The following is a 25508-nucleotide window of genomic DNA, read 5'->3' on the forward strand; positions in this document are numbered from 1 at the left end:
TACTCAATACCAAATCTTCTGTGATATATTGATAATAATTAAAAATATCATTAATGAAACAGGAGGTTTTTTGTTGCCATGAAAACATCGGTAATCGGGTACCCGCGTATTGGCGCGAACCGCGAATTGAAGTTTGCTTCAGAGAAATATTTTCGTCAGGAGATTTCAGAGAAAAAATTGGAAATGCAGGCGCGCGAGCTGCGCAGGCTGCATTGGGAAACCCAGAAAATGCACGGGGTTGATTTGATACCGTCCAATGATTTTTCTTTCTATGATACGATTTTAGATACGGCGAACATGCTTGGGATTGTTCCACAGAGATATCAGGCGCTTGGACTCAACAGGCTTGAAACTTATTTTGCCATGGCGCGCGGATATCAGGGAAATCATGGCGACGTTAAGGCGCTGGCCATGAAAAAGTGGTTCAATACGAATTATCATTATATGGTTCCGGAAATCGACGATGAAACGGAAATCCGTTTGACGAATAATAAGGTTTTGCGCGAGTTTTTGGAAGCGAAAGGGCTTGGAATTATGACAAAGCCTGTTATTCCCGGTGCGTTTACCTTTCTGAAGCTGGCGCGTTTTACTGGGAACAGGACCGCAGAAGAGGTCGCTGAAGCGGTAGCCGCCGTATATGGAGAACTGGTGGCTTCGCTTGAAGAAAATGGCGTGGAGTGGATACAATTTGACGAACCTGCCCTTGTAATGGACATGACAGCAAAGGATATTTCTCTATTCCAAAAATTATACAAACAGATACTGGCGTCCAAAAAGGCCGCGAAATGTCTTCTGCAAACCTATTTTGGAGATATCAGGGATTGCTATACACAGGTGATGGAGCTTGCGTTTGACGGCATAGGACTGGATTTTGTAGAAGGCGAAAAAAGCCTTGAACTGGTTTTAAAACAGGGATTTCCATCCGGCAAATTATTGTTTGCCGGGGTAGTCAACGGAAAAAATATCTGGAGAAATAATTACAATAAAACGGTTGAGCTGGTTCGGAGTTTGCAGGCCGTATGCCCGGAAACTGTGATTGGAACCTCGTGCTCGCTTCTGCATGTTCCATATACGCTGGATAGCGAAGAAATGCTTTCAGGCCATCAAAAACGATATCTGGCGTTCGCGCAGGAAAAGCTGGCGGAACTTGAAGAGCTCAAGGATATTTTGTCTGCGGCACACACGGAAGGGAATGCTGCGTTTCAGGAAAATATTCGTTTGTTTGATAAGCCAAGGGAATGCGGGAACGACGCGGTTCGTGAAAAGATAAAAGCTTTGCGCGATGCGGATTTTGTAAGACTGCCGGATTTTGACGAGCGAAAAAAACTGCAAAAAGAGGTTTTTGGGCTGCCGTTGCTGCCAACAACTACAATCGGTTCTTTTCCGCAGACGGCAGAAGTGCGTGCAAACCGTGCCGGATGGAAAAGCGGCGCTGTGACGGATGAGCAGTACCACGCATTTATCCAGAAAAAGATCGCGGAGTGTATCGCGCTGCAGGAAGAAATTGGCCTCGACGTTCTGGTACATGGCGAATTTGAACGGAACGATATGGTAGAATATTTTGGCGAGAAGCTGGATGGTTTTCTATTCACGCAAAAGGGATGGGTGCAATCGTATGGCACGCGGTGTGTAAAGCCGCCGATCATATGGGCAGATGTGTCGTTCCGGGGAGCGATGACGGTTCGTGAATCCGTTTATGCCCAGAGCTTGACACAAAAACCGGTAAAAGGAATGCTGACCGGGCCTGTTACGATCCTCAACTGGTCCTTCCCGCGTGAGGATATCTCTTTAAGGGAGTCGACTCTGCAAATTGCGCTGGCCATCCGCGAAGAAGTGCTTGATTTGGAGCGGAACGGAATCAGGATCATACAGATAGACGAAGCTGCGCTGCGCGAGAAGCTGCCTTTGCGTAAAACAGATTGGGACAGCCGATATCTTGACTGGGCGATCCCGGCATTCCGGCTTGTGCATAGTGGCGTAAAGCCGGAGACACAGATACATACACATATGTGCTACAGTGAATTTAATGATATTATTAAGCAGATAGACGCAATGGATGCGGACGTGATTACATTTGAGGCGTCGCGCTCGGATCTGACGATACTTGACGCCCTTGCCGCAAATGGTTTTAGGACAGATGTCGGCCCCGGCGTTTATGATATCCATTCGCCGCGGGTGCCTGAGATAGCGGAAATAGTATCCGTATTGAAACGGATATTGGAAAACGCGTCACCGTACAAGGTTTGGGTAAATCCTGATTGCGGATTGAAGACGCGTGCAGAAAAGGAAGTAAAGGCCAGCCTGGCCAATATGGTCGCCGCAGCTTTGGAAATGCGCGGGAAATCAGCACACGAATAACATGCGTTTATTCTTGCAGCGCCGGCCTTTCCGCAATATGCGGGCGACAACCGGATACAATAAATTCAGAAATAAAAAAACGGGGGTATGTATCCCCGTTTTTTGTTACAGCTTCAGGCTTGCCAGCACACGGCTTTTTTCCGCGATGCTCCTTGACGGAAGTATTTGTTTATCGGCATACATTTTGTTTCCCAGCAATTCGTTCAGTTCAAAAATATTGTTTTCGCTCTGCAGGTAAATGTATGAGAAGAACAGGCGCAATGCCCTCATTGTGAGCTTATTGTCGGAAATTTTCACCATGTTGCCCAGAATTTTAAGCTGGCGGCAGATGTAGGCGCGGTCTATGATTTTGTTGTTGCCCTTGCCGTAGAAAATGATGCCGCTGCTCATACCGTTTTCGGCGCAGTAACCCAGCAACACCTCCTGAAGATTGCGCGAGATAACGATATCCCACGTTTTATCGTTGCGGCATGCCTGGGCATAACCCTTTGTAACAGCCTCTACGGTGATAAACTCAAGGTCGCTGTAATTGATTCCTGTACCCGCGATGGTGCGGATGATATAGTAAAGTTTACTGTCTTCCCTGGAAGCAACGGCGAGTAATTTTTTGTATTCCTCGCGCGTCAGTACGTCCGGGAGATGATCGGGATGCTCCTTTTTGATGTTCTTGATACAAAAGCTGTCATAGTGCATAAAACGGAGCAAACGGTTTGTGATGCCGATAATATTTACAGCAGTGGCATTTTTGTATCTGGATTCCACATGGAATTTAAAGCGTGCAATGTCTGACTGCGAAATTTCCTGCCGTTTCATTTCATTTTCGAAATAGTCCGTCATATAAAGAAGATTTCGCGCATAAACATGAAATGTCGACTTAGCGAGACCTTTTGTACGCAACTCTTCGAGATAATCCGAGATCCCCGTTTTCAGCTGCTCCAGTGTCAGTTTCATAATTCTCCTCCTTTGTCATTTTTTTGAGATTGATCTACATATCATATGTTTTGTTGATATGTCTTTATTTTAAAGAAGAAAAAATATGAGTTCAGCCGTAAAAGCACGAATTCACACGATGGTGTTGATAAAAATGTGAAAAAGAATAGAACAAACAAAAATGTATTTCAAAAATAGTTCAATGATGTGCGTTTACAAATCAAGCTGCAGGTGTTATAGTTGAAAAAACGGATATTCTCATCGCGAAGGAGGCTTATCTATGACGTCAACACAAAGGCGGATGCAGATCTTTGAAATCATGCAGGCCGAAAAAACGGTGGAAGTAAACGAGCTTGCGAAAAAATTTGACGTGTCTGCAATGACGATTCGACGCGATCTTGCGCTTTTCGAGCGGCAGGGGCTGGTGACAACAAATTACGGCGGAGCGTATATCAACCAGGGGACGGCTATTGAGCCGAGCTTTTCGCTGAAGGCCGGGCAGATGCAGCAGAATAAAAAAAATGTTGCGCGTGTGGCTGCGGAAATGGTGAAAAACGGGGATTCGATTATCATCGACTGCGGAACCACAACGCTGCAGCTTGCCAATTATATCCAGGACAAACGCATTACGGTAATTACAAATTCATGGGCAATCGTGAATTACCTCCAGTCAAACAATAAGATCAAACTGATTCTGGCCCCGGGCGAATACAGCGAAACGTCTGCGGGCGTGCTTTCCAATATGACGATTGATTTTTATAACAAGTTTAACGTGGACACCGTATTTATGGGCACGCAGGGCTTTGATGTGGAAAAGGGCGCGACTGTGCCGGATATTGAAGATGCGGGTGTAAAAAGCGCGCTTCTGGAAGCAGGCAAAAAACGGGTGTTGTTGCTCAACAATGAAAAATGGGGAGATAATTACCTGATCAAATATGCCGATGTAAGGAATTTTGACGAGATTATTACAGACAGCGGCACTGATCCGCAGCAGGTCGAGCGTGCCCGTGCCTGCGGCGTAGAGGTCATTATCGCTGACTGACAGAGAAAACCAAAGCGGGAATCATCGATTCCCGCTTTTTTTGTACCCTTTTAACAAATGGGCAGAAAATATTTCATGAAATAACATAAAAGAACAGGTTTGAAGTGCCGAAAACAGCTTATTATAATTAAAAGAACATAAAAGAACAAAAATAGTTGACATAATATGATCGATGTGGTAGGATGAAGTTACCGAAGAGATAACAGTATAAAAAATGTGAGAAATGTAGGAGCACATCCTATGTTGTCCTTCATATACGTCAAAAACGCTTTTACAGCCCGGCCATGAAAAATACCAAAATCATGCAGGCTGCATGCTCTGTCAATAAAAGGTTCTAACGATACGAACGATTCACCTTCTTTATTGACTTCGCTATAAGAACAGGAGGGTTTACAATGAATTTTTTAAGCTATGAACCAAAGGATAAAACGGTTGATTTCAGCCGAATTGAAAGAATGCAAAAGAAAATGACTGACCGCAAGGCAAGTATTTGCCCGGAACGTGCGGAGATCATCACGGAGGTTTTCCGTGAAACAGAGGGCGAACCGATGATTGTGCGCCGCGCGAAGGCACTTGACCGTATTCTGGAAAAAATGACGATCTATATTGACGACGATACGCTGATCGTCGGAAACCAGGCCAGCAAAAATTTCGCGGCGCCTGTATTCCCGGAGTATTCCTATGACTGGGTGATCGAAGAGCTTGACGAATTTGAAAAACGTACGGGCGATATGTTTTACATTACAGAGGAAACGAAGGAACGCCTGAAAGCAATCGCGCCCTATTGGAAGGGAAAAACTCATGCGGACGAGGTACAGGAAAACCTGCCGCACGATGTGAAACAGGCGCAAAAGCAAAATGTGATCCACTGCGGCGGTATCAGTATGTCGGGCGACGGACATATTATTCCAAACCATGAGATGCTACTCGAAAAAGGCTATGGCGGACTGAAGAAAATTGCGGAGGAAAATCTCAAAAAAGAGGGACTCACGCAGGAACAAAAGGAATTTTACGAGGCTGCGGTGATTTCACTGGGAGCGGTGCTCAAATACATCAAACGGTACAGCGTGCTGGCCGCTGAAATGGCGCAGGTGGAAACCGATGAAAAACGCAAAAGCGAACTGCTTGAAATTTCAGAAATGTGCAAAAACCTTATGGAGGGCGGAGCGCGCAGCTTTTATGAGGCGGTAGAGACGATTTACCTTACGCATCTGCTGATGATGATCGAAAGCAACGGACATTCCTTCTCGTTTGGACGATTCGACCAATATATTTATCCGTATTACGAAAAGGATATGAAGGCGGGCGTAATCAATAAAGACAGGGCGCTTGAGATCATTACGCACTTCTTCATCCAGACGAACAGCATCAATAAAGTGCGCCCGTGGGATCACACGCAGTATTCAGCGGGATATCCGCTGTACTCTAACCTGATACTGGGCGGGTTGAAGCCGGACGGAACAGACGGCACGAACGACTTGTCGTATTTGTGTCTTGAAGCAATGAACCTGAACCGCCTGCCGGAGCCGAACCTCAGCGTACGCTATCACGACGGTACGCCGCGCAGCCTGATTGTAGACGCTGCAAAGCTCATCCGAACGGGCTTTGGGCAGCCGTCCATGTTTGCGGACGACGTCGTAATCCCTGCGATGCAAACGCTGGATATCGACCTTGAAACAGCGCGGGATTACGCTTCCATGGGGTGCGTCGAGGTGGCGATTCCCGGCAAGTGGGGCCACAGGGCGACGGGTATGACCTACATCAACTTTGGAAAAATTATGGAGCTTGTGATGAACAACGGCTACGATCCGGAAAGCGGCGTACAAATCGTAAGCATTACAGGCAAACAGGGCCGGGATATTGACTACAAGAGTTACGACGAAGTATGGGCCGCATGGAAAAAGCTGCTGAAATTTTATACGGACCTTGCGGTGGAATGCGATCTTGTGTGCGACAGGTCGCTGAAATATTACGATTCCGACTCCTTTGCGTCATCGCTTGTAGATTGCTGCCTCGAGCGCGGCAAGACGCTCAAAAACGGCGGCGCAAAATACGATTATGTCAGCCAGTCCAACATTGGGATGTCGGTTGTAGGCGATTCGCTTGCAGTCATTAAAAAACTGGTATTTGAGGAGAAAACCGTTACAATGCAGGAGCTGCGGAATGCGCTTGACAGCAACTGGCAGGGAGAAACGGGCCTGCGGCTGCGTAAGCTGTGCAGGAATGTTCCAAAATTTGGAAATGACGACGATTACGTAGATGAGCTGGTGGTTGATGTGTTCAATTCCTATCTCGACCTGCTGCCGGATTATAAGACAGACCGTGCGGGGAGAGGGCCGATTGGCTGCGGATATACGATGTCTACCTCGAATATTTCATCCTATGTGCCAAACGGGATGGACGTAGGCGCGACGCCGGATGGCAGACTTGCGGGTTCGCCGCTCAACGAAGGCGCGTCGCCCTGTCTTGGCGCGGACCTTAACGGGCCGACCTCGGTCATCAACTCTGTTTCAAAGCTTCCCAATAAACGTATGGCGGGCGGCCAGCTGCTGAATATGAGGTTTAGCCCGGGCCTTTTGGAGGGCGAGGAAAATCTGGATAAATTTGTAGCGTTTTTGGAGACGACAAAGGGAAAAAATATTTTCCACAACCAGTTTAATATCATTGATTCACAAACGCTGCGGGCCGCAAAGGAACGCCCGGAGGAGCATGGGAACCTTATGGTAAGGGTTGCGGGCTATTGCGCGCTGTTCACCTCTCTCATGCCAGAGGCGCAGGATGCGATCATCGCGCGTACGGAATATGGTGCAAATAACTGAGAAGGGGTACATGGGAGAATGGGTAAAGCAATTGGAGAAATTTCCGTCATCCAGCGTTATGCGACAAAGGATGGCCCGGGAATCAGGTCAACGGTGTTTTTCAGGGGGTGCAATCTTATTTGCAAATGGTGCGCGAATCCTGAGCTGCTAAGCAGTGAAAAAAAGATTTTGAGCTTCGAAAACAAATGCAGGCGCTGCGGCGCCTGCACCCGGGCCTGCCCGGAGCACGCAATTACGATGGGCGGGAAAGCTGCGGTAATCGACCGCGAAAAATGCGTAGTTTGCGGTACGTGCGTAGAGGTTTGCCCTTATGACGCCTACGAGATGCTGGGCACGCAGGTTACGCCGGAGGAACTGTGCGAAAAGCTCGTACGCGACAAGGATTTTTACGATCATTCCGGCGGAGGCGTTACGTTTTCCGGCGGAGAAGCGGCCCTGCAGGGAGAGTTTATTATTGAAACGTCAAAATTGCTGCGAGACAGGGGGATTGCCACTGCGCTTGATACGGCCGGGCATCTTGCGTGGGAAAAGCTTATGCCGGTTGTACAGGCGGTGGATTTGGTTCTGTACGACATCAAAGCGATCGATACTCAGGTCCACGAGCGGTATACGGGCGTTGCCAATGGGTTGATCCTTGAGAATGCCAAAAAAATCGCAGAGATGGGTAAGGATATGATTATCCGCATGATTGTGGTGAATGGGATCAACGATTCGCCTGAGGAAATTGAAAACAGGCTTTCGTTTATCAAAGCGCTTGGACAAAGCGTCATAAAAGTGGATATCCTGAATTATCACAATCTTGGAGAAGGAAAATATAAAAGCCTTGGAATGCCCTATGGGCTTGCAGATACGCTGCCCTGTCCGGATGAAACAATGCAGCACATTCTAAAGCGTGCGAAGGAGCTTGGGCTGCCTGCTGTCATTGAATCGTAATGAACAAAAACAAACAGGAAAATTATTTTTTCATCGGATAATTTTCATGAAAAAAGAAGAAAGAACAAAATAAAACATTAAGTATTGACAAGTTATGTGCGATATGTTACGATGAAAAAAACAAAAGAGAGGGCGTTAAGCTCTCCGTGAAAAATCAAAATCCAATCTGAAAAAATCGAAGTACTATTTCAAAGAAGAAAAGTAAAAACAAAATAAAAAGCGTTTTGGAAACGGACGTAATGAAATCATTCTACAGGATTCGTTTTAATTTTCCAAGTACTAAAGGGTAAGGCTTGTGATATTAAGCGAAGCGCATGGTAACTTTTACTGAATTTTAGTCGTAATGACTTTAATTAAAAAACCAAGGGAGGAAATATGGATGAAAAAATTTAGGATTGTGGCTATGGTCTTACTTGTGCTTTTTGCACTGACGCTTGGGGCTTGTGCGCCTGCGGAAACAGCTCCGTCAGCGGAAGCATCGGCGGACAGCGGCAGCAGCGCACAGGCTTCGCCGGCATCGGAGGAGTCAGCAGACGGCGGCGCAGCTACCGGTGAGAAGCTTTTGGTAGGCGTATCGATCCGCGGGCTCGAGGACCAGTACTATGTACAGGTTAAGGAAGGCGCAGAGATCTTCGTAGAAAAGCTGAATGCAGAAGGCGTGGACGCGGAGCTGCAGATTCTGGAATGCCAGGGGCAGGATGAAAAGCAGGTCAACGACATCAAGAGCCTGATTGCAAAAGGCGGCAAAAATACGATTCTCTATGTAGATCCGAACAATGCGCCGGTTGCTGCGGTTGTAGCGGACCTGTGCGAAGAAGCGGGCGTATACTGGTCAAGCGTATGGAGCATGGCTGACGGCGTATATCCCACGGATTACGAATACTATGTAATGCACCAGACGCCGGACGACGAACAGGCAGGTTACGACATCGCTATCGAAATGTTTAAGCATTTCCCCACGCCCAACGAGGGAAAAGTACTGGTTCTGAACGGCCTGCTTGCAAACAGCTCGCCGCTTGCAAGGCAGAAGGGCGTGCACAAGGCGGTTGAGGAAACACCCGGTGTGGAAATCCTCGACGAACAATCCAGCAACTACGTAGCGTCCCAGGCATTGTCCGTAACGCAGACGTGGACAGCAAAATATGGCGACGAAGCAAACGGCCTGTGGGCGGCGGACGACGCGACATGCCTGGCGGCTGTGGAAGCGCTCAAAGCAAAAGGACTCAACGGTAAAGTACTTGCGTGCGGCGTAGACGGGATCCCGGATGCGATATCCGCGATCAAAAACGGCGATATGGTCGCTTCCTACGCGAGCAACGGCTGGCTGCAGGGCTTCTATGGCCTCGCATTCCCGTATGCGGCATACACCGGCGAAATCAAGCCGAGCGAGATGGATCCCGGACAGAGAATGTTCTACACAGAAGGATATCTGCTGACGCCGGACAATGTAGAAGAATACGAAGCGAACTTCACCAAGGAAAAATTAGCTGAAGAATTCGACAGAAGCAAAATGTATGATATTATTGCCCGCCCGATGGAAATAGGCGAATAATATAACCGGTGCGCGTGTGGGAGCGGCTATCCGCTCCCGCGCAGTGCATCACACAAGTGGGGTAACGCAAATGGAAACAAATCACATGAATACCACGAATACGATTGCGCAGGAATTTGCAGCCAAAGTCCAGAAGGAACAGAAAAAAGGAAAGATCGTACAGTATGCGCCGATTCTCATTCTGGTAGCGCTGGTAGTGGTTTTTTCAATATCGGCAAACGGCTTTTTCACGGCTGACAACCTGACGGCAATCCTGACTCAGCTGGCAATTCCGCTGGTACTGTCGATCGGCGCGACATTTGTCATCATTATGGGCAGCATCGACTTATCCGTAGACGGTATGATGGCGTTTTGCGGATGCGTCGCGAGCGTGCTGATCGCGAACACGAAAAACACGATGAATCTTGGGATATGGGGCGTGGTGATCGCAATCGCCACGGGCGCAGCGTTTGGTTTTCTGGCAGGCTTCCTGTATGTGAAGCTGCGCATACCATCCTTTATGGTAACGTTTGGTCTTACAAACGTAGGTGCGGGACTTGCGGTCATCACCTATAATCTGGAGCCCGCAAGCGTAACGGACGAAGCGTTCCGGAATCTGGCCCTCGTAAATGTCGGTCCGGCGCCGGTCATCACATATATCGCAATCGCAGTGTTTGTGGTTGCGCTCATATTGCAAAAATATACGCCGTTTGGCAGATACGTATATGCAATCGGCGATAACGAACAGGTTCCGAAGATGGCTGGAATCAACGTAAATAAGGTCAAGATACAGGCGTTCATCTGGTCGGGTATCTGCATCGGCATTGCAGGCGTTCTGATGCTCGCGCTTTTAGGGCGCGGCGACGTGACGATGGGCAAGGGGCAGCTGTTCCCGGCGCTTACTGCGGTCGTTGTCGGCGGTACGGCAATGAGCGGCGGCCGAGGCGGCGTTGTGAACACGCTGATCGGCGCACTGATTATGACAGTACTGCGAAGCGGATTGATTATGTTCGGCGTTAACCAGTATTTGCTGGTGGGCGTGCAGGGTGTCATCATACTGATTGCAGTCGCAGCGTCGGTAGCAAGAGGAAAGAAGATCATCAACAAGTGATATGAAGAGGGCAGGTAGCAATTATGACACATGAAATTCTATTTGAAGCAGAAAAAATATCAAAAAAATTTGGTGCCCATTATGCGCTTCGCGACATATCATTTGAAATACGCTCAGGCGAAGTATTGGGACTCATAGGAGAGAACGGCGCCGGTAAATCCACGCTGTTCAAGATCATAAACGGTGTGCAGCCGCAAACCTCCGGCGAAATGAAAATGAGGGGAACCGCCTTCACGCCGAAAAATGCGGATGACGCACACTGTGCGGGAATCGGAATGGTTTTTCAGGAACAGTCTCTGATTACAAACCTGACGGTTGGACAGAATATTTTCTTCGGGCAGGAAAAAAGATTTCGTAAAAATGGATTTATCAACTGGAAGCATATGTATCAGGAGGCGGAAAAGGCTCTGGAAATCGTAGACCTTTCCCACATCAATCCAAAGACAAAGGTTGGTGACCTGCAGTTCTCTACCAGGCAGATGGTTGAGATTGCAAAGGTTTTCAACCTGGCAATGGGCGAAAACTGCGGCAGGAGCAAGGACGAAAAGGCAATCATCCTTCTGGACGAGCCGACCTCGATCCTGAACGACGAAGAGGTTGGCAAGCTTTTCGACCTGATCGAGCATATCAAGGCGGAAGGGCACGGAGTCGTATTCGTATCCCACAGGCTGGACGAGGTGCTGAGGATCACAGACCGTATCGTTGTTTTCCGCGACGGTGAAAATACCGGCGAGGTGCAGACAAAGGATGCGGACGAAAATAAGCTGTATGAAATGATGGTGGGCCGCGCCACATCGGGCGAATACTATAGGATCGCTCGGCAGACCACTCCCGGCGAAAACGTGGTGATGAGCGTAAAAGGTCTTTCGATGTACGGGGAATTTAAGGACGTGTCCTTTGACCTGCATAAGGGCGAGGTCCTGGGAATTTGCGGTGTGGAAGGCTCCGGGAAGGAAAGCCTGTGTTCTGTAATTGTCGGCGACGACAAACCGACCGAAGGTACGATTACAGTAGGCGGGAAGCCTTGCAGGTTCACCGCCCCCAACCAGGCGCTCAAAAACGGGATACTCGGAATCCCCAAGGAACGCCGCGACGAAGGGATCATCGGTATCCTAAGCATCAGTGAAAACGTATGCGTTTCCAATTACGATGTTGTAAAGCAAAAAGGAATTTTGTCCAAGAAGTTGCAGGATAAAGCAGTTGACGACCTCATTAAGAGGCTTAACATCAAGTGCAGGGACAGGGAAGAGCTGGTGGAAAGCCTTTCCGGCGGCAACGCGCAAAAGGTTTTGTTTGCAAGGCTTATCCTGAGCGGCTCGCATATCCTTGTCTTGAACCATCCGACAAGAGGTGTGGACATCGGTGCAAAAGAGGAAATTTATTCCCTGATCCGCGACGTTACGGAGCGCGGCATATCGGTGGTACTGCTCGGCGACACGCTTGACGAATGTATCGGGCTTTCCAACCGCGTCATCATCATGAAGGATGGCTTTGTGACGGGCGAAGTGGGAGCGGGCAAAGACAATAAGCCGGATCAGGTTGAAATTGTCAAATACATGATGTAAAGGGGATGAAGAAAATGAAAGCACCATCTATTAAAACAAACCAGAAGTTTTCAGTTGCAAATTTCATCGGCCTGTCTGCGCTTGTCATATTGATTGTAGTCATTGGGGTTATCAATAACAGGTTTTTTCTCCCGCAGAATATTACCGATATGCTGGTAAGCCTGAGCACGCTTTTGGTGCTCGGCTGCGGTATGACGTTTGTACTGCTCACCGGGGCAATCGACCTTTCGATCGGCGCGATTTACGCGTCCTGCTCGGTACTCCTTACGCTGATGATGAGCGACGGTATGGGAGCCTTCTCGTTCGTATTGGCAATACTGTTTGGAATCGGCGCGGGCGCGCTCAATGGAATACTGTACACGAAGCTTCGGATTCCGTCGTTTATTACGACGCTTGGCACGATGAATATCTGGCAGAGCTTTGCACTGCTCGTTTCCGGATCGGTACCTTTGCAGGTCAAGCCGGATAACTACTGGATGATCGATTTTGCAAAGATCAACCTGGGAGTGATCCCGCTGCTGTTTGTGATCGCGCTTGCGGTATTCGTAGTCGCTTACCTGATCCAGAAATACACAAAGTTTGGAAGGTACACCTTTGCAGTGGGGGCAAACGAACGCTCCGCACGGCTTGCAGGGGTGAATGTGGACAAGGTGAAGATTACGACGATGCTATTTGCGGGCCTTTGCGCTGCGATCGCGGGAATTATGATTACAGCGAAGCTCAAGAGCGGTATTCCAACCGTAGGCGACGCAGTTACGCTGCAGGTAATCGCGGCGTGCGCGCTCGGCGGAACGGCGCTTGCGGGCGGCAAGGGAAATATCCTGTTTGCACTGCTTGGCTGCGCAATCGTAGTGGTGATCAACAACGGCATGAACATGGTCGGCGTAGACATGACGATGCAACAGGTGGTATTCGGTTCGCTCGTTATTGCGGCGGTATGCCTCACGGCAGACCGTTCCCGCAAGGAGCAGATCATCAAGTAGCCATATTTTAACAGAAATAAGTTTTGGTATCACGTATAATAAATCTAAACAACGGAGGAAATAAACATGAAGAAATTTGATGGGAAATTACTGGTTGTAACCGGCGGCGCATCGGGGATTGGAAAAGCAACGGCGTTGTTGCTTGCAGAAAACGGAGCTGACGTAGCGGTTGTAGACCTCAACAAAGAGGCTGCGGAAAAAGCCTGCGAGGAAATCCGCGCGCTGGGCAGGGAAGCAAAGGCCTACGGCTGCGACGTTGCCAACTACGATATGGTCGTTAAGACCGTAGAGCAGATTGCGGCGGATTTCGGTCACATTGATATTCTCTTTAACAACGCGGGAATCGCGCCGCGCGGAAATGTGGATACCATGTCCGCAGAGCAGTGGGATAAGGTGATCGCAGTATGCTTAAACTCCATGTTCTATATGACAAAGGCTTGTGCAAAATACCTGAAGCAGAGCAAGGGTAATATTGTAAATACAGGCTCCGACTGCTCGATCCACGCAGAGCCGAATCTGGCTGCATACTGTGCGGCAAAGGGCGCGGTTGTCATGCTGACAAAAGCGCACGCGCTCGATTTCCAGCCTTTTGGCGTGAGAGTCAACACAGTACTGCCGGGCGATCTGGATACGCCCCTCAATGTGGATGCACTTCGTGCGGATGGCGTGGATGTAGACAACATGGATAAATCCGGATGGCAGAAACCCATTGATATCGCAAAAGCGGTTATGTATTTTGCGGATAACGACAACGATCAGGTATCGGGGAACTTCCTTTCGGTACGCGGCGTAAACCAGTGGATTTAAAACGGTAAAAAATCAGGAGGATATAGCTATGAAATGGGGCATCATTGGAACAGGCGACATCGCGGATTGCGCGTTTATGCCGGGTTTTCGCCAGGCAGAGGATTGCGAAATGATCGCGGTTGCGGATAAATTTCCGGAAAAGGCTCAGGAGTTTGCAAAAACGCACAACATTCCTAAGGCTTATGATACGATTGAGGAATTGCTTGCCGATCCGGAGGTTGAAATCGTTTATATTGCAACGCCGGTGTTTGCACACTGCGAGCTGGCGGTAAAGGCGGCAAATGCGAAAAAGAACATTTTGCTGGAAAAACCGATGGCGATGAACGTGGAAGAATGCGAGAAAATAGAAGAAGCGGTAAAAGCCAACGGCGTAAAAATCCAGATCGGGCATATGCTGCGTTTCCATAAGGCGCATCAGCACATCAAAGAGCTGATCGATAATGGCGATCTTGGAAAAATCGGTACGGCGCATTCGCAGATGTCTTATTACCGCGGCGAATACGGTCCGGACGGCGAGCCGCTTTGGCTGGCGCGCAAGGAACTTTCAGGCGGAGGCTCGATGCTCGATATGGGCATACATTGCGTGGATTTGATGCGGTACTGGCTAGGCGATGTAAAAGAGGTGATTGCGTTTGCGGATACCATTGGCAATGAGCTGAGCGATAAGTATTCTGTAGAAGACATCTGCACGGCAGTATTGAAATTCGAAAACGGAGCGCAGGCCGTTGTAGACGCGACGGTTGTTACGGAAAACTGCCGTTATATGTGTGAGGTATACGGATCGAAGGGCTCTGCGTACGGCGTAGGTACGGTATTCCGCAACCCGGACGGGCAGTGTGTGGTCAACATCGGCGGAGAACAGGAATACGAATATGAGCCAAAGAACCTGTTTGCAGCCGAAATCGAAGCGCTTCAGGATGCGATCAAAAACGATACGCCCACCAATCCGGGCGCGCAGGACGGTAAAAAGGCCGTGGAAATTGTTTTGGCGTGCTATGAAGCCAGCGACAATGGAAAGACGGTTGTTTTAGGAAAATAAAAGGAAAAAAGTAATAGAGTGACAAAAAGATGCCCGGCGGATGGCTTGTCCGCCGGGCATATGTACTGGGGAGGTAACACGTGAAGTTTATCATCAAAGATAATTATGAGGAAATGAGCAGGGAAGCTGCGGACATGATGGCGCAGCTTTTGAAGGAGAACCCAAAGCTTGTGGCGGCGCTGCCTACGGGAGGAACGCCTGAACGCCCGCTGGAGCTGTTTGCACAAAAGCATCAGGAGGAAAACCTCGATTTCAGTAAGATGAAATCCTTTAACATAGACGAGTATATTCCGCTCGCAAAGGACAATCCGCAGGGATATTATTATTTCCTGAACAAATATCTTTACAGCAGGGTAAATATCAACTATGACAACACCTTTGTGCCGGATATAACCAAGGATATCGATACGGCCTGCGCGGAATTTGAACAAAAGATCGAGGATGCGGGGAACCTTGATTTTATTTTACTGGGCATTGGCAACGACGGTCACATCGGTTTCAACGAGCCCGCTCCGTATTATTATGAAAAGACACATCTTGTGGAACTTGATCCGGATACGATTGAAGCGAATTCGCGGTTTTTTGATCATATCGACGATGTGCCCACACAGGCGATTACGCTTGGTATGGCGACGATCCTCAAAGCGAAGAAGATCGCATTGATCGCCAACGGCGAAAAGAAAGCGAACGGGATTCGCAAGCTGTATGAGGAAAATACGATCTATCCGGAATTTCCGGCGTCCTTCCTGCGGCTGCACAGGGACGTAACGATAATCGTGGACCGGGAAGCGGCGAAATATATTCTTTGAGAAAACGGGGAAACGTGCAAAATGCGTAAATACATACTGGGTATAGACGGCGGCGGTACAAAGACAGACTGTGCGCTGTTCCGCGCGGACGGGACATTGATTGAATATTTGCAGTGGGGAACCACGAGCCACGAGTTTATGCCGGGCGGCTACGGGCAGCTTCGGCAGGAACTCCAAACGTTATTGGACCGGATACGCACTCAAAACGGAATCAGCTGGGAAGAGACGGAAGCTGTGTTTGGCATGGCGGGCGTAGATTGTAAGGCCCAGCAGCAAAAGATAGCGGGATTTATCGAGGAATGCGGACTTACGCATTTTCATTTATGCAACGATTCCTTTCTGGGAATCAAGGCGGGTTCGCCGGAACAGTGGGGAATCTGCACGCTAAACGGCTCGGGAACCGGCGCGTGCGGGATCGATCCGCAGGGACGGCAATGTAACCGCGGCGCGCTTTTCGAACTGACAGGCGATTATGCGGGAGGGAAGGTGCTTGGCTCGGAGGTGGTGCATTATGTGTACGATATGCTGTTCCGGAACGGCAGAAAAACGTGCATGGCGCAGCTGCTTTTTGCATGTATGGGCGTATCGGACCGCGACGCGCTGATGGAGAAAATTATATGCGGCGTGAGCGAGCATACGCTGGAGCCAAAATCTTTTGCGCCGATATTATTTGAAGCGGCGTGTATGGACGACGAGGTTGCGCTGGAAATCCTGGAAAACTGCGGCAAGCAGAATGCAAAGGATATCTGCGCGATTGTAGACGAGCTCGATTTCCCGCAGGACAGGCCGATTCCGGTGGTTATGCTCGGCTCCCTTTACACCAAAGGAAAAAACGGACGCATTATCGAGTCCCTTACCCGCAATCTGTGCGGAGAGAAAGCGGAAGGCGGCTTTACATTCATCAAGCTGGAGCATCCCCCGGTAGTGGGCGCGGTAGCATGGGCCATGGAGCGCGCTGGCTGTGCGTATGACAAAGAAAACCTGATACGCCAGATTACCGCGCGCTGCAAATAGGGAGCGCATATGGCAAGGTTATTTGGCACGGACGGCGTGCGCGGCATCGCAAACGGGAAATTGAATGCAGACCTCGCGTATCAAATGGGCAGGGCAGGTGCATACTGCCTTACAAACGCGGTGCATAAGGCAAAGATATTGATCGGCAGGGATACGCGGATTTCAGGGGACATGCTGGAAAGCGCGCTTGTGGCGGGCGTTTGCTCGGCGGGAGCGGAGGCCGTCGTTGCGGGAGTGATCCCAACTCCTGCCGTCGCATACCTGACGAAGCATCTTGGCTGCGACGCAGGGGCGATGATTTCCGCGTCGCACAACCCGGTGGAATACAATGGAATCAAGTTTTTCAGCATGGACGGATTCAAGCTGGCGGACAGTATTGAAGACCGGATCGAAGCGCTGATCGCAACCGGCGGGCAGGAGATTCCCGCCCCTTCAGGCATGGAGATCGGCAGGCGCGTACGGCATAAAAACGCGCAGCGCGAATATGTGGATCACATTGAATCACTTGCAAAAATGCCGCTCGACGGGCTTATGATTGTGCTCGACTGCGCGAATGGAGCGTCTTCAGCGGTTGCGCCGGAGCTGTTCAAACGCCTGGGTGCAAAGGTGCATGCCTGTTACCACATGCCGGATGGAACCAATATCAACGAAAATTGCGGCTCCACTCATCCGGAAAGCCTCGCGACGCAGGTGCGGGAAATGGGAGCCGATGTTGGCCTTGCGTTCGACGGGGACACCGACAGGCTGATCGCGGTGGATGAAAACGGAGCGATCCTGAACGGCGATCAGGTAATGACGATCTGTGCAATCGACCTGAAAAACGAAGGAAAACTTGCGCATGATACGGTAGTAGCGACGGTGATGAGTAACATGGGCATGGAGCTTGCGCTTAAAAGGGAAGGCATACGCCTTTTACGCTCGGACGTGGGGGACCGGTATGTGCTTGAAAAGATGCGGCAGGAAGGCTGTAATTTTGGAGGGGAACAGTCCGGACATGTCATTTTTCTTGACGAAAGCACAACGGGGGACGGTATCCTTTCCGGTCTCCATCTGGTATCGGTCATGAAAAAGCGCGGAATGAAGCTTTCGCAGCTTGCCCGTGTGATCAGTATTTTGCCACAGGTATTGGTGAACGCAAGAGTATCTGAAAGCAAAAAGCATTTTTATGCGGAGGATGAACAGATTTGCAGGGAAATCGATTTGCTTGAGCAGCGCATGGCGGGTACCGGACGGGTACTCATCCGAACCTCAGGCACAGAGCCGCTTGTACGCGTAATGATTGAGGGCGAAGACAGCGGGCAGATCACAGAGCATGCCGTGAGGCTTGCGTCGCTCATCGAGCAACAGCTGGGATGATCAAAAGAGGGTTTCAAAAAAAGGCCTGCCGTATGAAAATACGACTGGCCTTTTTTGGTTGCTTTCCAATCATGGTGCTTGACTAATCGATTTTGAGCGTAACCGCATTGATTGCCACGATAATCGTACTCAAGGACATCAGCGCCGCGCCGACCGCAGGGCTGAGCAGAATACCCGCGCCCGCAAGCACGCCTGCCGCAAGCGGGATTGCCACGATATTATAACCCGCGCCCCACCACAGGTTCTGTACCATTTTACGGTTTGTATTTCGTGCGAGGGACAGGAAATGCAGGATATCGGCGGGATCGCTGCGCACAAGGATCACGTCGGCAGAATCGATTGCCACGTCCGTTCCCGCGCCGATGGCAACGCCGATATTTGCCCGCGCAAGACTGGGCGCGTCGTTGATACCGTCACCGACCATCATTACCGTGAGGCTCTCTTGCTGGTATTCCCTGATGATGCGTTCCTTGTCCTCCGGCAGGAGGGAAGCGTGTACGTCGTCTATACCAAGGCTTTTGGCAACAGCCTGCGCGGCGGCTTCATTGTCGCCGGTAAGCATCACAGGCCGGATGTTTCGTTGCTTTAACGCGTCTATCATTTCCTTTGCGTGGGGCTTGATTTCATCTCCCTGCGCCGCCAGCCCGGCAACTTTGCCGTCTACTGCCAGAAAGCTTACGGTATAGCCTTTTCCGGAAAGCTCTGCAAAGACCTGTTTATCGTAAGGGAGATTGTTCCGGTCAAGATAGGAGGCGCTCACAATGCTGAGTTTTTTGCCGCCCAGCGTCCCTTCAAGGCCAACGCCCGGAACGTTTTTGACGTCATCCGCGCCGGACAATTTGATGTTTTGGTCGTGCGCTTCCCTGAGGATGCCTGCTGCCAGCGGGTGATTGGAATTTTGTTCCAGCCCGCCCATCATAGCGAGGATATCCGTTTCATTAAGGCCGGATTCGAACGAAAGAACCTTAGTGACGCGGAAGTTGCCTTCCGTGAGCGTGCCGGTTTTATCCATCATGATTACATCGACTTTTTTGGCTGTTTCAAGCGCGCGCCTGTTACGCACCAAAAGCCCGTTTTTTGCGCCAAGCGATGTGGAACGCGCCGCGACGAGCGGGATTGCAAGGCCAAGCGCGTGGGGGCAGGCAATCACAAGGACCGTTACCATTCTGGTAAGCGCAGTGTCCATATTGCGGCTCACAATAAGCCAGACGACAAGCGCGGCGATTCCGGCAAAAAGCGCGGCGTAAAAGAGCCATCTTGCAACCTTGTCGGATAGGGATTCGGCTTTTGATTTTTCCTGCTGTGCGCTGTTTACGAGCTGCATCACCTGTGCAAGGTAACCGGACTCGCCCGTACCCGTTACTTTTATGGTAATCGTACCCGCGCCGTTTACAGAACCGCCGATTACTTTATCTCCGGCTTTTTTCGCAACGGCACGCGCTTCGCCGGTAACCATGGATTCGTTTACAGTAGTCTCGCCTTTTTCGATTACGCCGTCGGCGGGTATTTTTTCACCTGCACGGGTGAGCACGCTTTGCCCGACGGTAAGCTCCTGCAGGGGCACCTCCCGGATGCTTCCGTCAGGCGCTACGACCTGTGCGCTGCCCGGAAGGAGCTCCGCCATTTTTTGCATTGCGTTCCCCGCGTTCATAACGGCGTTCATTTCAATCCAGTGCCCGAGCAGCATAATGTCGATCAGCGTCGCAAGCTCCCAGAAGAAGTCCATCGCGTGGGTGTGGCCGGGATTTGCTTTGGCAGAGATGAACGCATAAACGCTGTAAAAGTAGGCGACTATGATGCCAAGGGAAATGAGCGTCATCATCGCGGGCCGCTTTTCTTTCAGTTCGGATACCGCCCCCTTTAAAAAGGGCATACCACCATAAAAGAAAAGGACAGAGGCAAGGATGAGCACAATCCACTCCGAACCTTCAAACGTCACCTGAAATGGAAGAGCCATACCCATCATGGGCGATAAAAAAAGAATGGGTATCGTGAGTATAAGGCAAATAAAAAATTTTTTCTTCAGGTTTCCCATATTCATCATATGTCCGCCTTCTCCATGCGCGGGCATATCCATAGGATGTTCCATAACCATAACCGTCCTTTATATTTTAATTAAGATAACCACATCAGGGAATACCAAATCTTTTTTATGGCGCAAACAGGCGGGGCAATCCTGCCCCGCCTGTTTGCGATGTCAATCGTATGTATGTGGTTTTGGATAGAGGATAAACGGTTTTTGATCAGTTGAAAATCTCTGATTCAATATCCTGCACGCAGCAAAAAGATTTTTGCAGGAATTCCGGGCTCGCTTCAGAAAACCCTTCGGAGAATCCTGTTTCCATGAACGCTTTTGCCATTTCAACAGCCTTAAAACCGCCGTTGAGCGTTCCGCCCATGGAGAGTACGTTGCAGTTGTTGATAATGCGGCACAGCTTTGCGGTAAGCACGGATTCGCACAAGCCGCAATATACGCCGGGGAATTTATTTGCAACGATGTTTACGCCCATGCCGGTACCGCAGAATATAATCCCGCGTTCAAATTCTCCTGAAGAGATTCGTTTGCCGACGTTGTACCCTACATTGTAGTAATCGATTGGGCCGTCGCCTGTGATGTCTTCCACTTCATAACCGCTTGAAAGAAGGTATTTTTTTACGTCTTCCTTGATGGCGAACCCAAGAGGATCCGCACCGATGATCACCTTCATAGCCATTTTACTTTGCCCCCTTTTTTGCCGCTACGGCATCCCTTACATTTTGCGCCAGATTTTCGGCGGTAAGGCCGAAGCGTTCGTAAAGATAGCTTTCCGGGCCAACCTCGCCAAATTCATCCCTGATGCCTACGTGGCGCATAAATACGGGACATTTTTCCGTGACAACCTGCGCCACGGCTTCGCCAAGGCCGCCGTATACGGATGCGTTTTCCGCAGTGACGATTGCACCGGTAGTTTTTGCGCATTCCACGACAAGGGCTTCATCGACCGGTTTGATCGTAAACATATCGACGACGCGTACGGAAACACCGTCTTTTTCAAGAAGCTTTGCCGCCTCAAGCGCCGCCGGGACAAGAAGTCCGCAGGCGATGATGCTTGCATCCGTTCCTTCGCGCAGGATGTTACCCCTGCCAAGCTCAAAATCGGAACCGTCCGCATAAACCCTGACGATTTCCGCGAGGGGCAGCCGGTAATAAAACACGCCTTTTTTATCTTTGGTCTGGTTTAAGACCGAAAGCAGCATCGCATTGTCTGTGATATCAAAAATATACGCATTGGGGATCGTACGCATCAGGCCCACGTCTTCAAACGTCATATGCGTGCCGCCGTTGAAATCCTGACGGACGCCCGGCTCGCTGCCGATGATGTGGATGCTTTTGTCCGCATAAGCGATGGACAGGAATATCTGGTCGAAGGCGCGCCGTGTGACAAATGCGGCGAAGCTGTGCACAAAAGGCTTGAAGCCCAGAAGCGAAAGCCCCGCGGCTGCGCCGATCATATTGCTTTCCTGTATGCCGCAGTTGATTACGCGGTCAGGATAATCGGCGCGTACGTCCAGCGCGCCGATTGCGGCCATGAGGTCCGCATCAAGATAGACCATATCAGGATCGTCCCTGAGAGATTGACTGAGAAATTTGGAAAACAGCTCTGTAACAGGCGTCTGCTCCATTGCTCCGTTGTAATCCAGTTGAAACATATGCTTACCTCCTTTGGGTTAGGATAATTTTTTTTCCAGATCTGCAATCGCTTTGTCTGCAAGGCCGGCATCCAGCGCGAAGTGGTGATTGTGTTCAAGCTGTTCGAATTCAGGCACGCCGCTTCCCTTTATACCGTCAAGTATGATGGCGGCAGGACGGTCAGCCCGCTGTTCGTCTGACTTCAAAATTGCATTTTGGATTGCCTGCACATCGCTGCCGTTTACTGTGAGCGTATACCAGCCGAACGCCTCGAATTTTTCAGCGATGCCGCCTGCATCCATAATGTCTTCGACGTAACCGTCTACCTGGCGTTTGTTCCAGTCAACAAAAGCGGTAATGCCGTTGAGCTTGTAATGCGTGGCGTACTGGGCAGCTTCCCAGATCTGGCCTTCGGCGATTTCACCGTCTCCTAATATCGTGAATACGCGGTTATCCATTTTTTTGATCCGGAAGCCCTGCGCGAGCCCCGCTGCGATAGAAAGCCCCTGTCCAAGAGAGCCGGTAGAAACGTCGATGCCCGGGGTGAGAAGCCTGTCGCAGTGGCTGGGCAACCGCGTTCCGGGTTCGGAAAGCGTATCAAGCCATTCCAAAGGGAAGTAACCCTGCAGGGCAAGCGTTGCAAACAGGGCGGGACCTGCGTGCCCCTTAGACATTATGAGGTAGTCGCGGCCCTCCCAGCCCGGATTTTTTGGATCGTATTTCATGATGTTGCCGTAAAGGACTGCGAGAACCTCTACAACGGACATACAGCCTCCCACGTGGCCAAAACCGCGCTTTTTAAGGCATTTGATGTTCTCGATACGGATGTTTGTCGCAAAATCTTTTAATTCCTGAGTCGTTTTCATGTGATTCTCCTTTCTGAATAGAAATGTTTTCCATTTTATCCTATCAAAACATTTGGCGAATGTTTCACAGCCGATGATCCATAATGGTTTTGTGACGTCATGCGAATACAGGCAAATTGAGTGTTCCTTTTTTTTGAGCGCCTGCAGGTTTGTGAGCTTTACAGCGATTCAACCCAATACAAGATTTAAAAGCATCCGATAAATCGCTTGCATATGCAATTTATACCAAAAGCCTGTAACTGGCCTTTTGACAAATTACTATGGTTTCACTATACAAACAAATAAAAATGATTGCTTTTCCTTTTTTGCTCATATTTTTTGAAAAACGGGACTAATTTGTGCAAAAGTAACGCGGTGAAAAAAGCGCTATTTTGGCATTTCTGACGCAGGGCAGGAGGAGTAAACAACAAAACCGCCGCGTTTTTTTGACAAGATAAACATGGAGGAGTGGCGGGTGGGTAGCATAGAATGAATGAAAAGAACAAATGCACAAAACGATCTCATCAAGCACGACAAAATTTTATCCTGACAAAATAAAAACTCAAAACAAATTTGGCGATTCCCGGTCACAGCACAGGCGCACGGCGTTTGTTTTGTTGGCGACACTATTTTATGGAAAACAAACGATTTAGGCTTGATAGCACAGAAAAAACAAAACATTAGGATACTTATGGAGGTTTGAAATGAAAAAGAACAAAGAGATGTTACTTAAGATTTACCGCAATGCGGTTGCGATCCGCGCCTTTGAAATGGCGGCGCATGAGCAGTATGCAAACGGGCTGCTGCACGGCTCGGTTCATCTGTACGCCGGAGAAGAAGGCGTTGCGGCAGGCGTTTGCGGCGTGCTCAATCACAACGACTACATTACAAGCACACACAGGGGCCACGGCCATTTGATCGCAAAGGGCGGAGACCTGAAGCTGATGATGGCAGAGCTTTCCGGCAAGGCCACGGGCTATTGCAAAGGCAAAGGCGGCTCGATGCACATCTGCGATATGGAGCTCGGTATCCTGGGCTCGAATGGTATTGTGGGCGCTGGCCTGCCGATTGCGGTAGGCGCGGGCTATGCCTGCAAAACGTTTGGCAAAGGACAGGTTTGCGCGTGCTTTTTCGGCGACGGCGCATCCAACAGGGGAACCTTCCACGAAAGCCTGAATCTTGCGGCGGCATGGAAGCTGCCGGTGATCTATGCGCTGGAAAACAACTTTTACGGAATTTCCGGAAGCCAAAGGGAGCTTACCACGCTTGCAGACCTTTCCGAGCGCGCAAAGGCATACGCAATGCCGGGCGTAACGGTGGAAGGAAACGATATTATGGCTGTGATCGACGCAACGGATGAAGCGGTAGAACGCGCAAGAAAGGGCGGCGGCCCAACGCTGATGGAGKTTAAAACATGGCGCAGGCTGGGGCACTGGGAAGGAGATCCGGATGCAAGGCTCTTTATTTACCGTGAAAAAAAGGAACATGAGAAATGGCTGAAGAAAGATCCGCTCCCCAAATTCCGTAAGGATTTGCTGGACGGCAAATATGCAAGCGCGGCAGAACTTGACGCGATCGAAAAGAAGGTGGACGAGGAAATAGAAGAAGCGATTGAGTTCGCTCAGGAAAGCCCGTGGCCGGATGTTTCGATCCTGACGGAAGACGTATATGTCTGAGCCCAAACAAATATTGAATCAAAGGAGAATCAAGATGAGTAATTTAACATATGGTGAAGCGATCAAAGAAGCGATTGAGCTTGAAATGAAAAAAGACCCCATGGTATTCCTTGCGGGCGAGGACGTAGCAAAGCTGGGCGGCGCATTTGGCGTAACGTCAGGGCTTTATAATGAATTTGGGCCGGAGCGTATTCTCAATACGCCGATCAGCGAAACGGCGATCATAGGGCTTGGCGTCGGATCGGCAGCGCTTGGCATGCGCCCGATCGTGGAGCTGATGTACGTGGATTTTGCGGGAGTCGCTATGGATGAGATCATGAACCAGGCCGCAAAAATGCGTTATATGTTCGGCGGCGTATGCACGATGCCGCTTGTCATAAGGGCGGCCTCCGGCGCGACAGTGCGTGCGGCAGCGCAGCATTCCCAGACGCTGGAAGCAATGTTTACGCATATTCCGGGGCTTAAGGTAGTGATGCCCGCGACGCCCGCAGACGCAAAGGGACTTCTTTTGACGGCGATCAGGGACGACAATCCCGTAATGTTTCTTGAACATAAGGCATTATACAGCATGAAGGGAGAAGTCCCGGAGGGAGATTACACGGTTCCGTTTGGAAAAGCAAATATCATACGTGAAGGCAGCGATATTACGATCGTTTCCTGGAGCATGATGACGCAGGTAGCGATGCAGGCGGCTGGGCAGCTGGCGGAAAAAGGAATCAGCGCCGAGGTTGTCGACCTTCGTTCGCTCGTGCCGCTCGATAAGGAAACGATACTGAATTCTATCAGTAAAACACACCGGCTTGCGATTGTTCAGGAAGCGGTACACACTTCCGGTTTTGCATCTGAGATTGCGGCAATCGTTGCGGAGGAATGCCTCGACGAGCTGGATGAAAATATCCTGCGTATCACCGCGCCGGACTGTCCGGTTCCGTACAGCCCTGTTTTGGAGGACGCGTATGTTCCAGGCCCCGATAAAGTGGCGGATATGATCGCGGAGATTTTCTAAAGTGACTGAACATA

20 protein-coding genes are annotated in these 25508 nt (G+C 49.9%); 15 read left to right on the top strand and 5 right to left on the bottom strand.

The annotated features are described in order from the left end of the window. Positions 1-78 precede the first annotated feature (78 nt). Positions 79-2358 (top strand): 5-methyltetrahydropteroyltriglutamate--homocysteine S-methyltransferase, encoded by a 2280-nt coding sequence (gene metE, locus CHK_RS10765; protein ID WP_046444052.1) that lies wholly within the window; start codon positions 79-81, stop codon positions 2356-2358. Between the two features lie 105 nt (positions 2359-2463). On the opposite strand, the gene CHK_RS10770 is transcribed toward metE, so the two are convergent. Continuing rightward, positions 2464-3309 (bottom strand): site-specific integrase, encoded by an 846-nt coding sequence (locus tag CHK_RS10770; RefSeq protein WP_046444053.1) that lies wholly within the window; start codon positions 3307-3309, stop codon positions 2464-2466. A 259-nt stretch (positions 3310-3568) separates the two neighbouring features. Between CHK_RS10770 and CHK_RS10775 the strand changes: the two genes are divergently transcribed. The 12 genes from CHK_RS10775 (at position 3569) to glmM (ending at position 18297) form a co-directional block, all read left to right on the top strand. Next, the gene (locus CHK_RS10775; RefSeq protein WP_052740532.1) at positions 3569-4330 is read left to right on the top strand and encodes a DeoR/GlpR family DNA-binding transcription regulator; all 762 of its coding nucleotides are present in this window, start codon (positions 3569-3571) and stop codon (positions 4328-4330) included. Between the two features lie 395 nt (positions 4331-4725). Beyond that, positions 4726-7149: a glycyl radical protein gene (locus CHK_RS10780; protein ID WP_046444054.1), complete on the top strand. Its 2424-nt coding sequence runs from the start codon at positions 4726-4728 to the stop codon at positions 7147-7149. An 18-nt stretch (positions 7150-7167) separates the two neighbouring features. Next, complete coding sequence (locus CHK_RS10785; RefSeq protein ID WP_046444055.1) at positions 7168-8082, top strand: glycyl-radical enzyme activating protein; 915 nt, start codon at positions 7168-7170, stop codon at positions 8080-8082. Between the two features lie 379 nt (positions 8083-8461). Then, positions 8462-9634 (top strand): sugar ABC transporter substrate-binding protein, encoded by a 1173-nt coding sequence (locus tag CHK_RS10790; RefSeq protein ID WP_046444056.1) that lies wholly within the window; start codon positions 8462-8464, stop codon positions 9632-9634. Between the two features lie 70 nt (positions 9635-9704). Further along, positions 9705-10724 carry an ABC transporter permease gene (locus CHK_RS10795; RefSeq protein ID WP_082103522.1) on the top strand — a complete coding sequence of 340 codons (1020 nt, stop codon included), beginning with the start codon at positions 9705-9707 and terminating at the stop codon, positions 10722-10724. A 23-nt stretch (positions 10725-10747) separates the two neighbouring features. Continuing rightward, positions 10748-12289, top strand: a complete 1542-nt coding sequence (locus tag CHK_RS10800; RefSeq protein ID WP_046444058.1) for a sugar ABC transporter ATP-binding protein — start codon at positions 10748-10750, stop codon at positions 12287-12289. A 14-nt stretch (positions 12290-12303) separates the two neighbouring features. Next, entirely contained in the window at positions 12304-13272 is a 969-nt protein-coding gene (locus CHK_RS10805) for an ABC transporter permease (RefSeq protein WP_046444059.1), read from the top strand. 66 nt (positions 13273-13338) lie between these two features. Then, complete coding sequence (locus CHK_RS10810) at positions 13339-14079, top strand: SDR family NAD(P)-dependent oxidoreductase (RefSeq protein ID WP_046444060.1); 741 nt, start codon at positions 13339-13341, stop codon at positions 14077-14079. 28 nt (positions 14080-14107) lie between these two features. After that, positions 14108-15118, top strand: coding sequence for a Gfo/Idh/MocA family protein (locus tag CHK_RS10815; protein ID WP_046444061.1), 1011 nt, complete (start codon positions 14108-14110; stop codon positions 15116-15118). Between the two features lie 80 nt (positions 15119-15198). Next, complete coding sequence (locus tag CHK_RS10820; RefSeq protein WP_046444062.1) at positions 15199-15927, top strand: glucosamine-6-phosphate deaminase; 729 nt, start codon at positions 15199-15201, stop codon at positions 15925-15927. Positions 15928-15948: 21 nt separating this feature from the next. Continuing rightward, on the top strand, positions 15949-16941 hold the full coding sequence (locus tag CHK_RS10825; RefSeq protein ID WP_046444063.1) for an N-acetylglucosamine kinase: 993 nt from the start codon (positions 15949-15951) through the stop codon (positions 16939-16941). Between the two features lie 9 nt (positions 16942-16950). Then, positions 16951-18297 (top strand): phosphoglucosamine mutase, encoded by a 1347-nt coding sequence (gene glmM / locus CHK_RS10830; RefSeq protein ID WP_046444064.1) that lies wholly within the window; start codon positions 16951-16953, stop codon positions 18295-18297. Positions 18298-18379: 82 nt separating this feature from the next. Here the strand turns inward: glmM and CHK_RS10835 are convergent, their stop codons facing one another. The 4 genes from CHK_RS10835 to CHK_RS10850 form a co-directional block, all read right to left on the bottom strand. Continuing rightward, positions 18380-20386 (bottom strand): heavy metal translocating P-type ATPase, encoded by a 2007-nt coding sequence (locus CHK_RS10835; protein WP_046444065.1) that lies wholly within the window; start codon positions 20384-20386, stop codon positions 18380-18382. A 154-nt stretch (positions 20387-20540) separates the two neighbouring features. Further along, positions 20541-21011: an RpiB/LacA/LacB family sugar-phosphate isomerase gene (locus CHK_RS10840; protein ID WP_052740533.1), complete on the bottom strand. Its 471-nt coding sequence runs from the start codon at positions 21009-21011 to the stop codon at positions 20541-20543. A 1-nt stretch (position 21012) separates the two neighbouring features. Further along, positions 21013-21987, bottom strand: coding sequence for a transketolase family protein (locus CHK_RS10845; protein ID WP_046444066.1), 975 nt, complete (start codon positions 21985-21987; stop codon positions 21013-21015). Between the two features lie 18 nt (positions 21988-22005). After that, positions 22006-22833, bottom strand: a complete 828-nt coding sequence (locus CHK_RS10850; RefSeq protein WP_046444067.1) for a transketolase — start codon at positions 22831-22833, stop codon at positions 22006-22008. Between the two features lie 683 nt (positions 22834-23516). Between CHK_RS10850 and CHK_RS10855 the strand changes: the two genes are divergently transcribed. Next, positions 23517-24488 carry a thiamine pyrophosphate-dependent dehydrogenase E1 component subunit alpha gene (locus CHK_RS10855; RefSeq protein WP_046444068.1) on the top strand — a complete coding sequence of 324 codons (972 nt, stop codon included), beginning with the start codon at positions 23517-23519 and terminating at the stop codon, positions 24486-24488. A 34-nt stretch (positions 24489-24522) separates the two neighbouring features. Beyond that, positions 24523-25494 (top strand): alpha-ketoacid dehydrogenase subunit beta, encoded by a 972-nt coding sequence (locus CHK_RS10860; protein ID WP_046444069.1) that lies wholly within the window; start codon positions 24523-24525, stop codon positions 25492-25494. Positions 25495-25508 lie beyond the last annotated feature (14 nt).

It is taken from the genome of Christensenella hongkongensis (assembly GCF_000981035.1).
Taxonomy (GTDB): domain Bacteria; phylum Bacillota; class Clostridia; order Christensenellales; family Christensenellaceae; genus Christensenella; species Christensenella hongkongensis.

Coding starts and splice junctions, on each gene's coding strand:
- metE (WP_046444052.1), top strand. CDS start 79: ATGAAAACATCGGTAATCGGGTACCCGCGTATTGGCGCGAACCGCGAA.
- CHK_RS10770 (WP_046444053.1), bottom strand. CDS start 3,309: ATGAAACTGACACTGGAGCAGCTGAAAACGGGGATCTCGGATTATCTC.
- CHK_RS10775 (WP_052740532.1), top strand. CDS start 3,569: ATGACGTCAACACAAAGGCGGATGCAGATCTTTGAAATCATGCAGGCC.
- CHK_RS10780 (WP_046444054.1), top strand. CDS start 4,726: ATGAATTTTTTAAGCTATGAACCAAAGGATAAAACGGTTGATTTCAGC.
- CHK_RS10785 (WP_046444055.1), top strand. CDS start 7,168: ATGGGTAAAGCAATTGGAGAAATTTCCGTCATCCAGCGTTATGCGACA.
- CHK_RS10790 (WP_046444056.1), top strand. CDS start 8,462: ATGAAAAAATTTAGGATTGTGGCTATGGTCTTACTTGTGCTTTTTGCA.
- CHK_RS10795 (WP_082103522.1), top strand. CDS start 9,705: ATGGAAACAAATCACATGAATACCACGAATACGATTGCGCAGGAATTT.
- CHK_RS10800 (WP_046444058.1), top strand. CDS start 10,748: ATGACACATGAAATTCTATTTGAAGCAGAAAAAATATCAAAAAAATTT.
- CHK_RS10805 (WP_046444059.1), top strand. CDS start 12,304: ATGAAAGCACCATCTATTAAAACAAACCAGAAGTTTTCAGTTGCAAAT.
- CHK_RS10810 (WP_046444060.1), top strand. CDS start 13,339: ATGAAGAAATTTGATGGGAAATTACTGGTTGTAACCGGCGGCGCATCG.
- CHK_RS10815 (WP_046444061.1), top strand. CDS start 14,108: ATGAAATGGGGCATCATTGGAACAGGCGACATCGCGGATTGCGCGTTT.
- CHK_RS10825 (WP_046444063.1), top strand. CDS start 15,949: ATGCGTAAATACATACTGGGTATAGACGGCGGCGGTACAAAGACAGAC.
- glmM (WP_046444064.1), top strand. CDS start 16,951: ATGGCAAGGTTATTTGGCACGGACGGCGTGCGCGGCATCGCAAACGGG.
- CHK_RS10835 (WP_046444065.1), bottom strand. CDS start 20,386: ATGGAACATCCTATGGATATGCCCGCGCATGGAGAAGGCGGACATATG.
- CHK_RS10840 (WP_052740533.1), bottom strand. CDS start 21,011: ATGGCTATGAAGGTGATCATCGGTGCGGATCCTCTTGGGTTCGCCATC.
- CHK_RS10845 (WP_046444066.1), bottom strand. CDS start 21,987: ATGTTTCAACTGGATTACAACGGAGCAATGGAGCAGACGCCTGTTACA.
- CHK_RS10850 (WP_046444067.1), bottom strand. CDS start 22,833: ATGAAAACGACTCAGGAATTAAAAGATTTTGCGACAAACATCCGTATC.
- CHK_RS10860 (WP_046444069.1), top strand. CDS start 24,523: ATGAGTAATTTAACATATGGTGAAGCGATCAAAGAAGCGATTGAGCTT.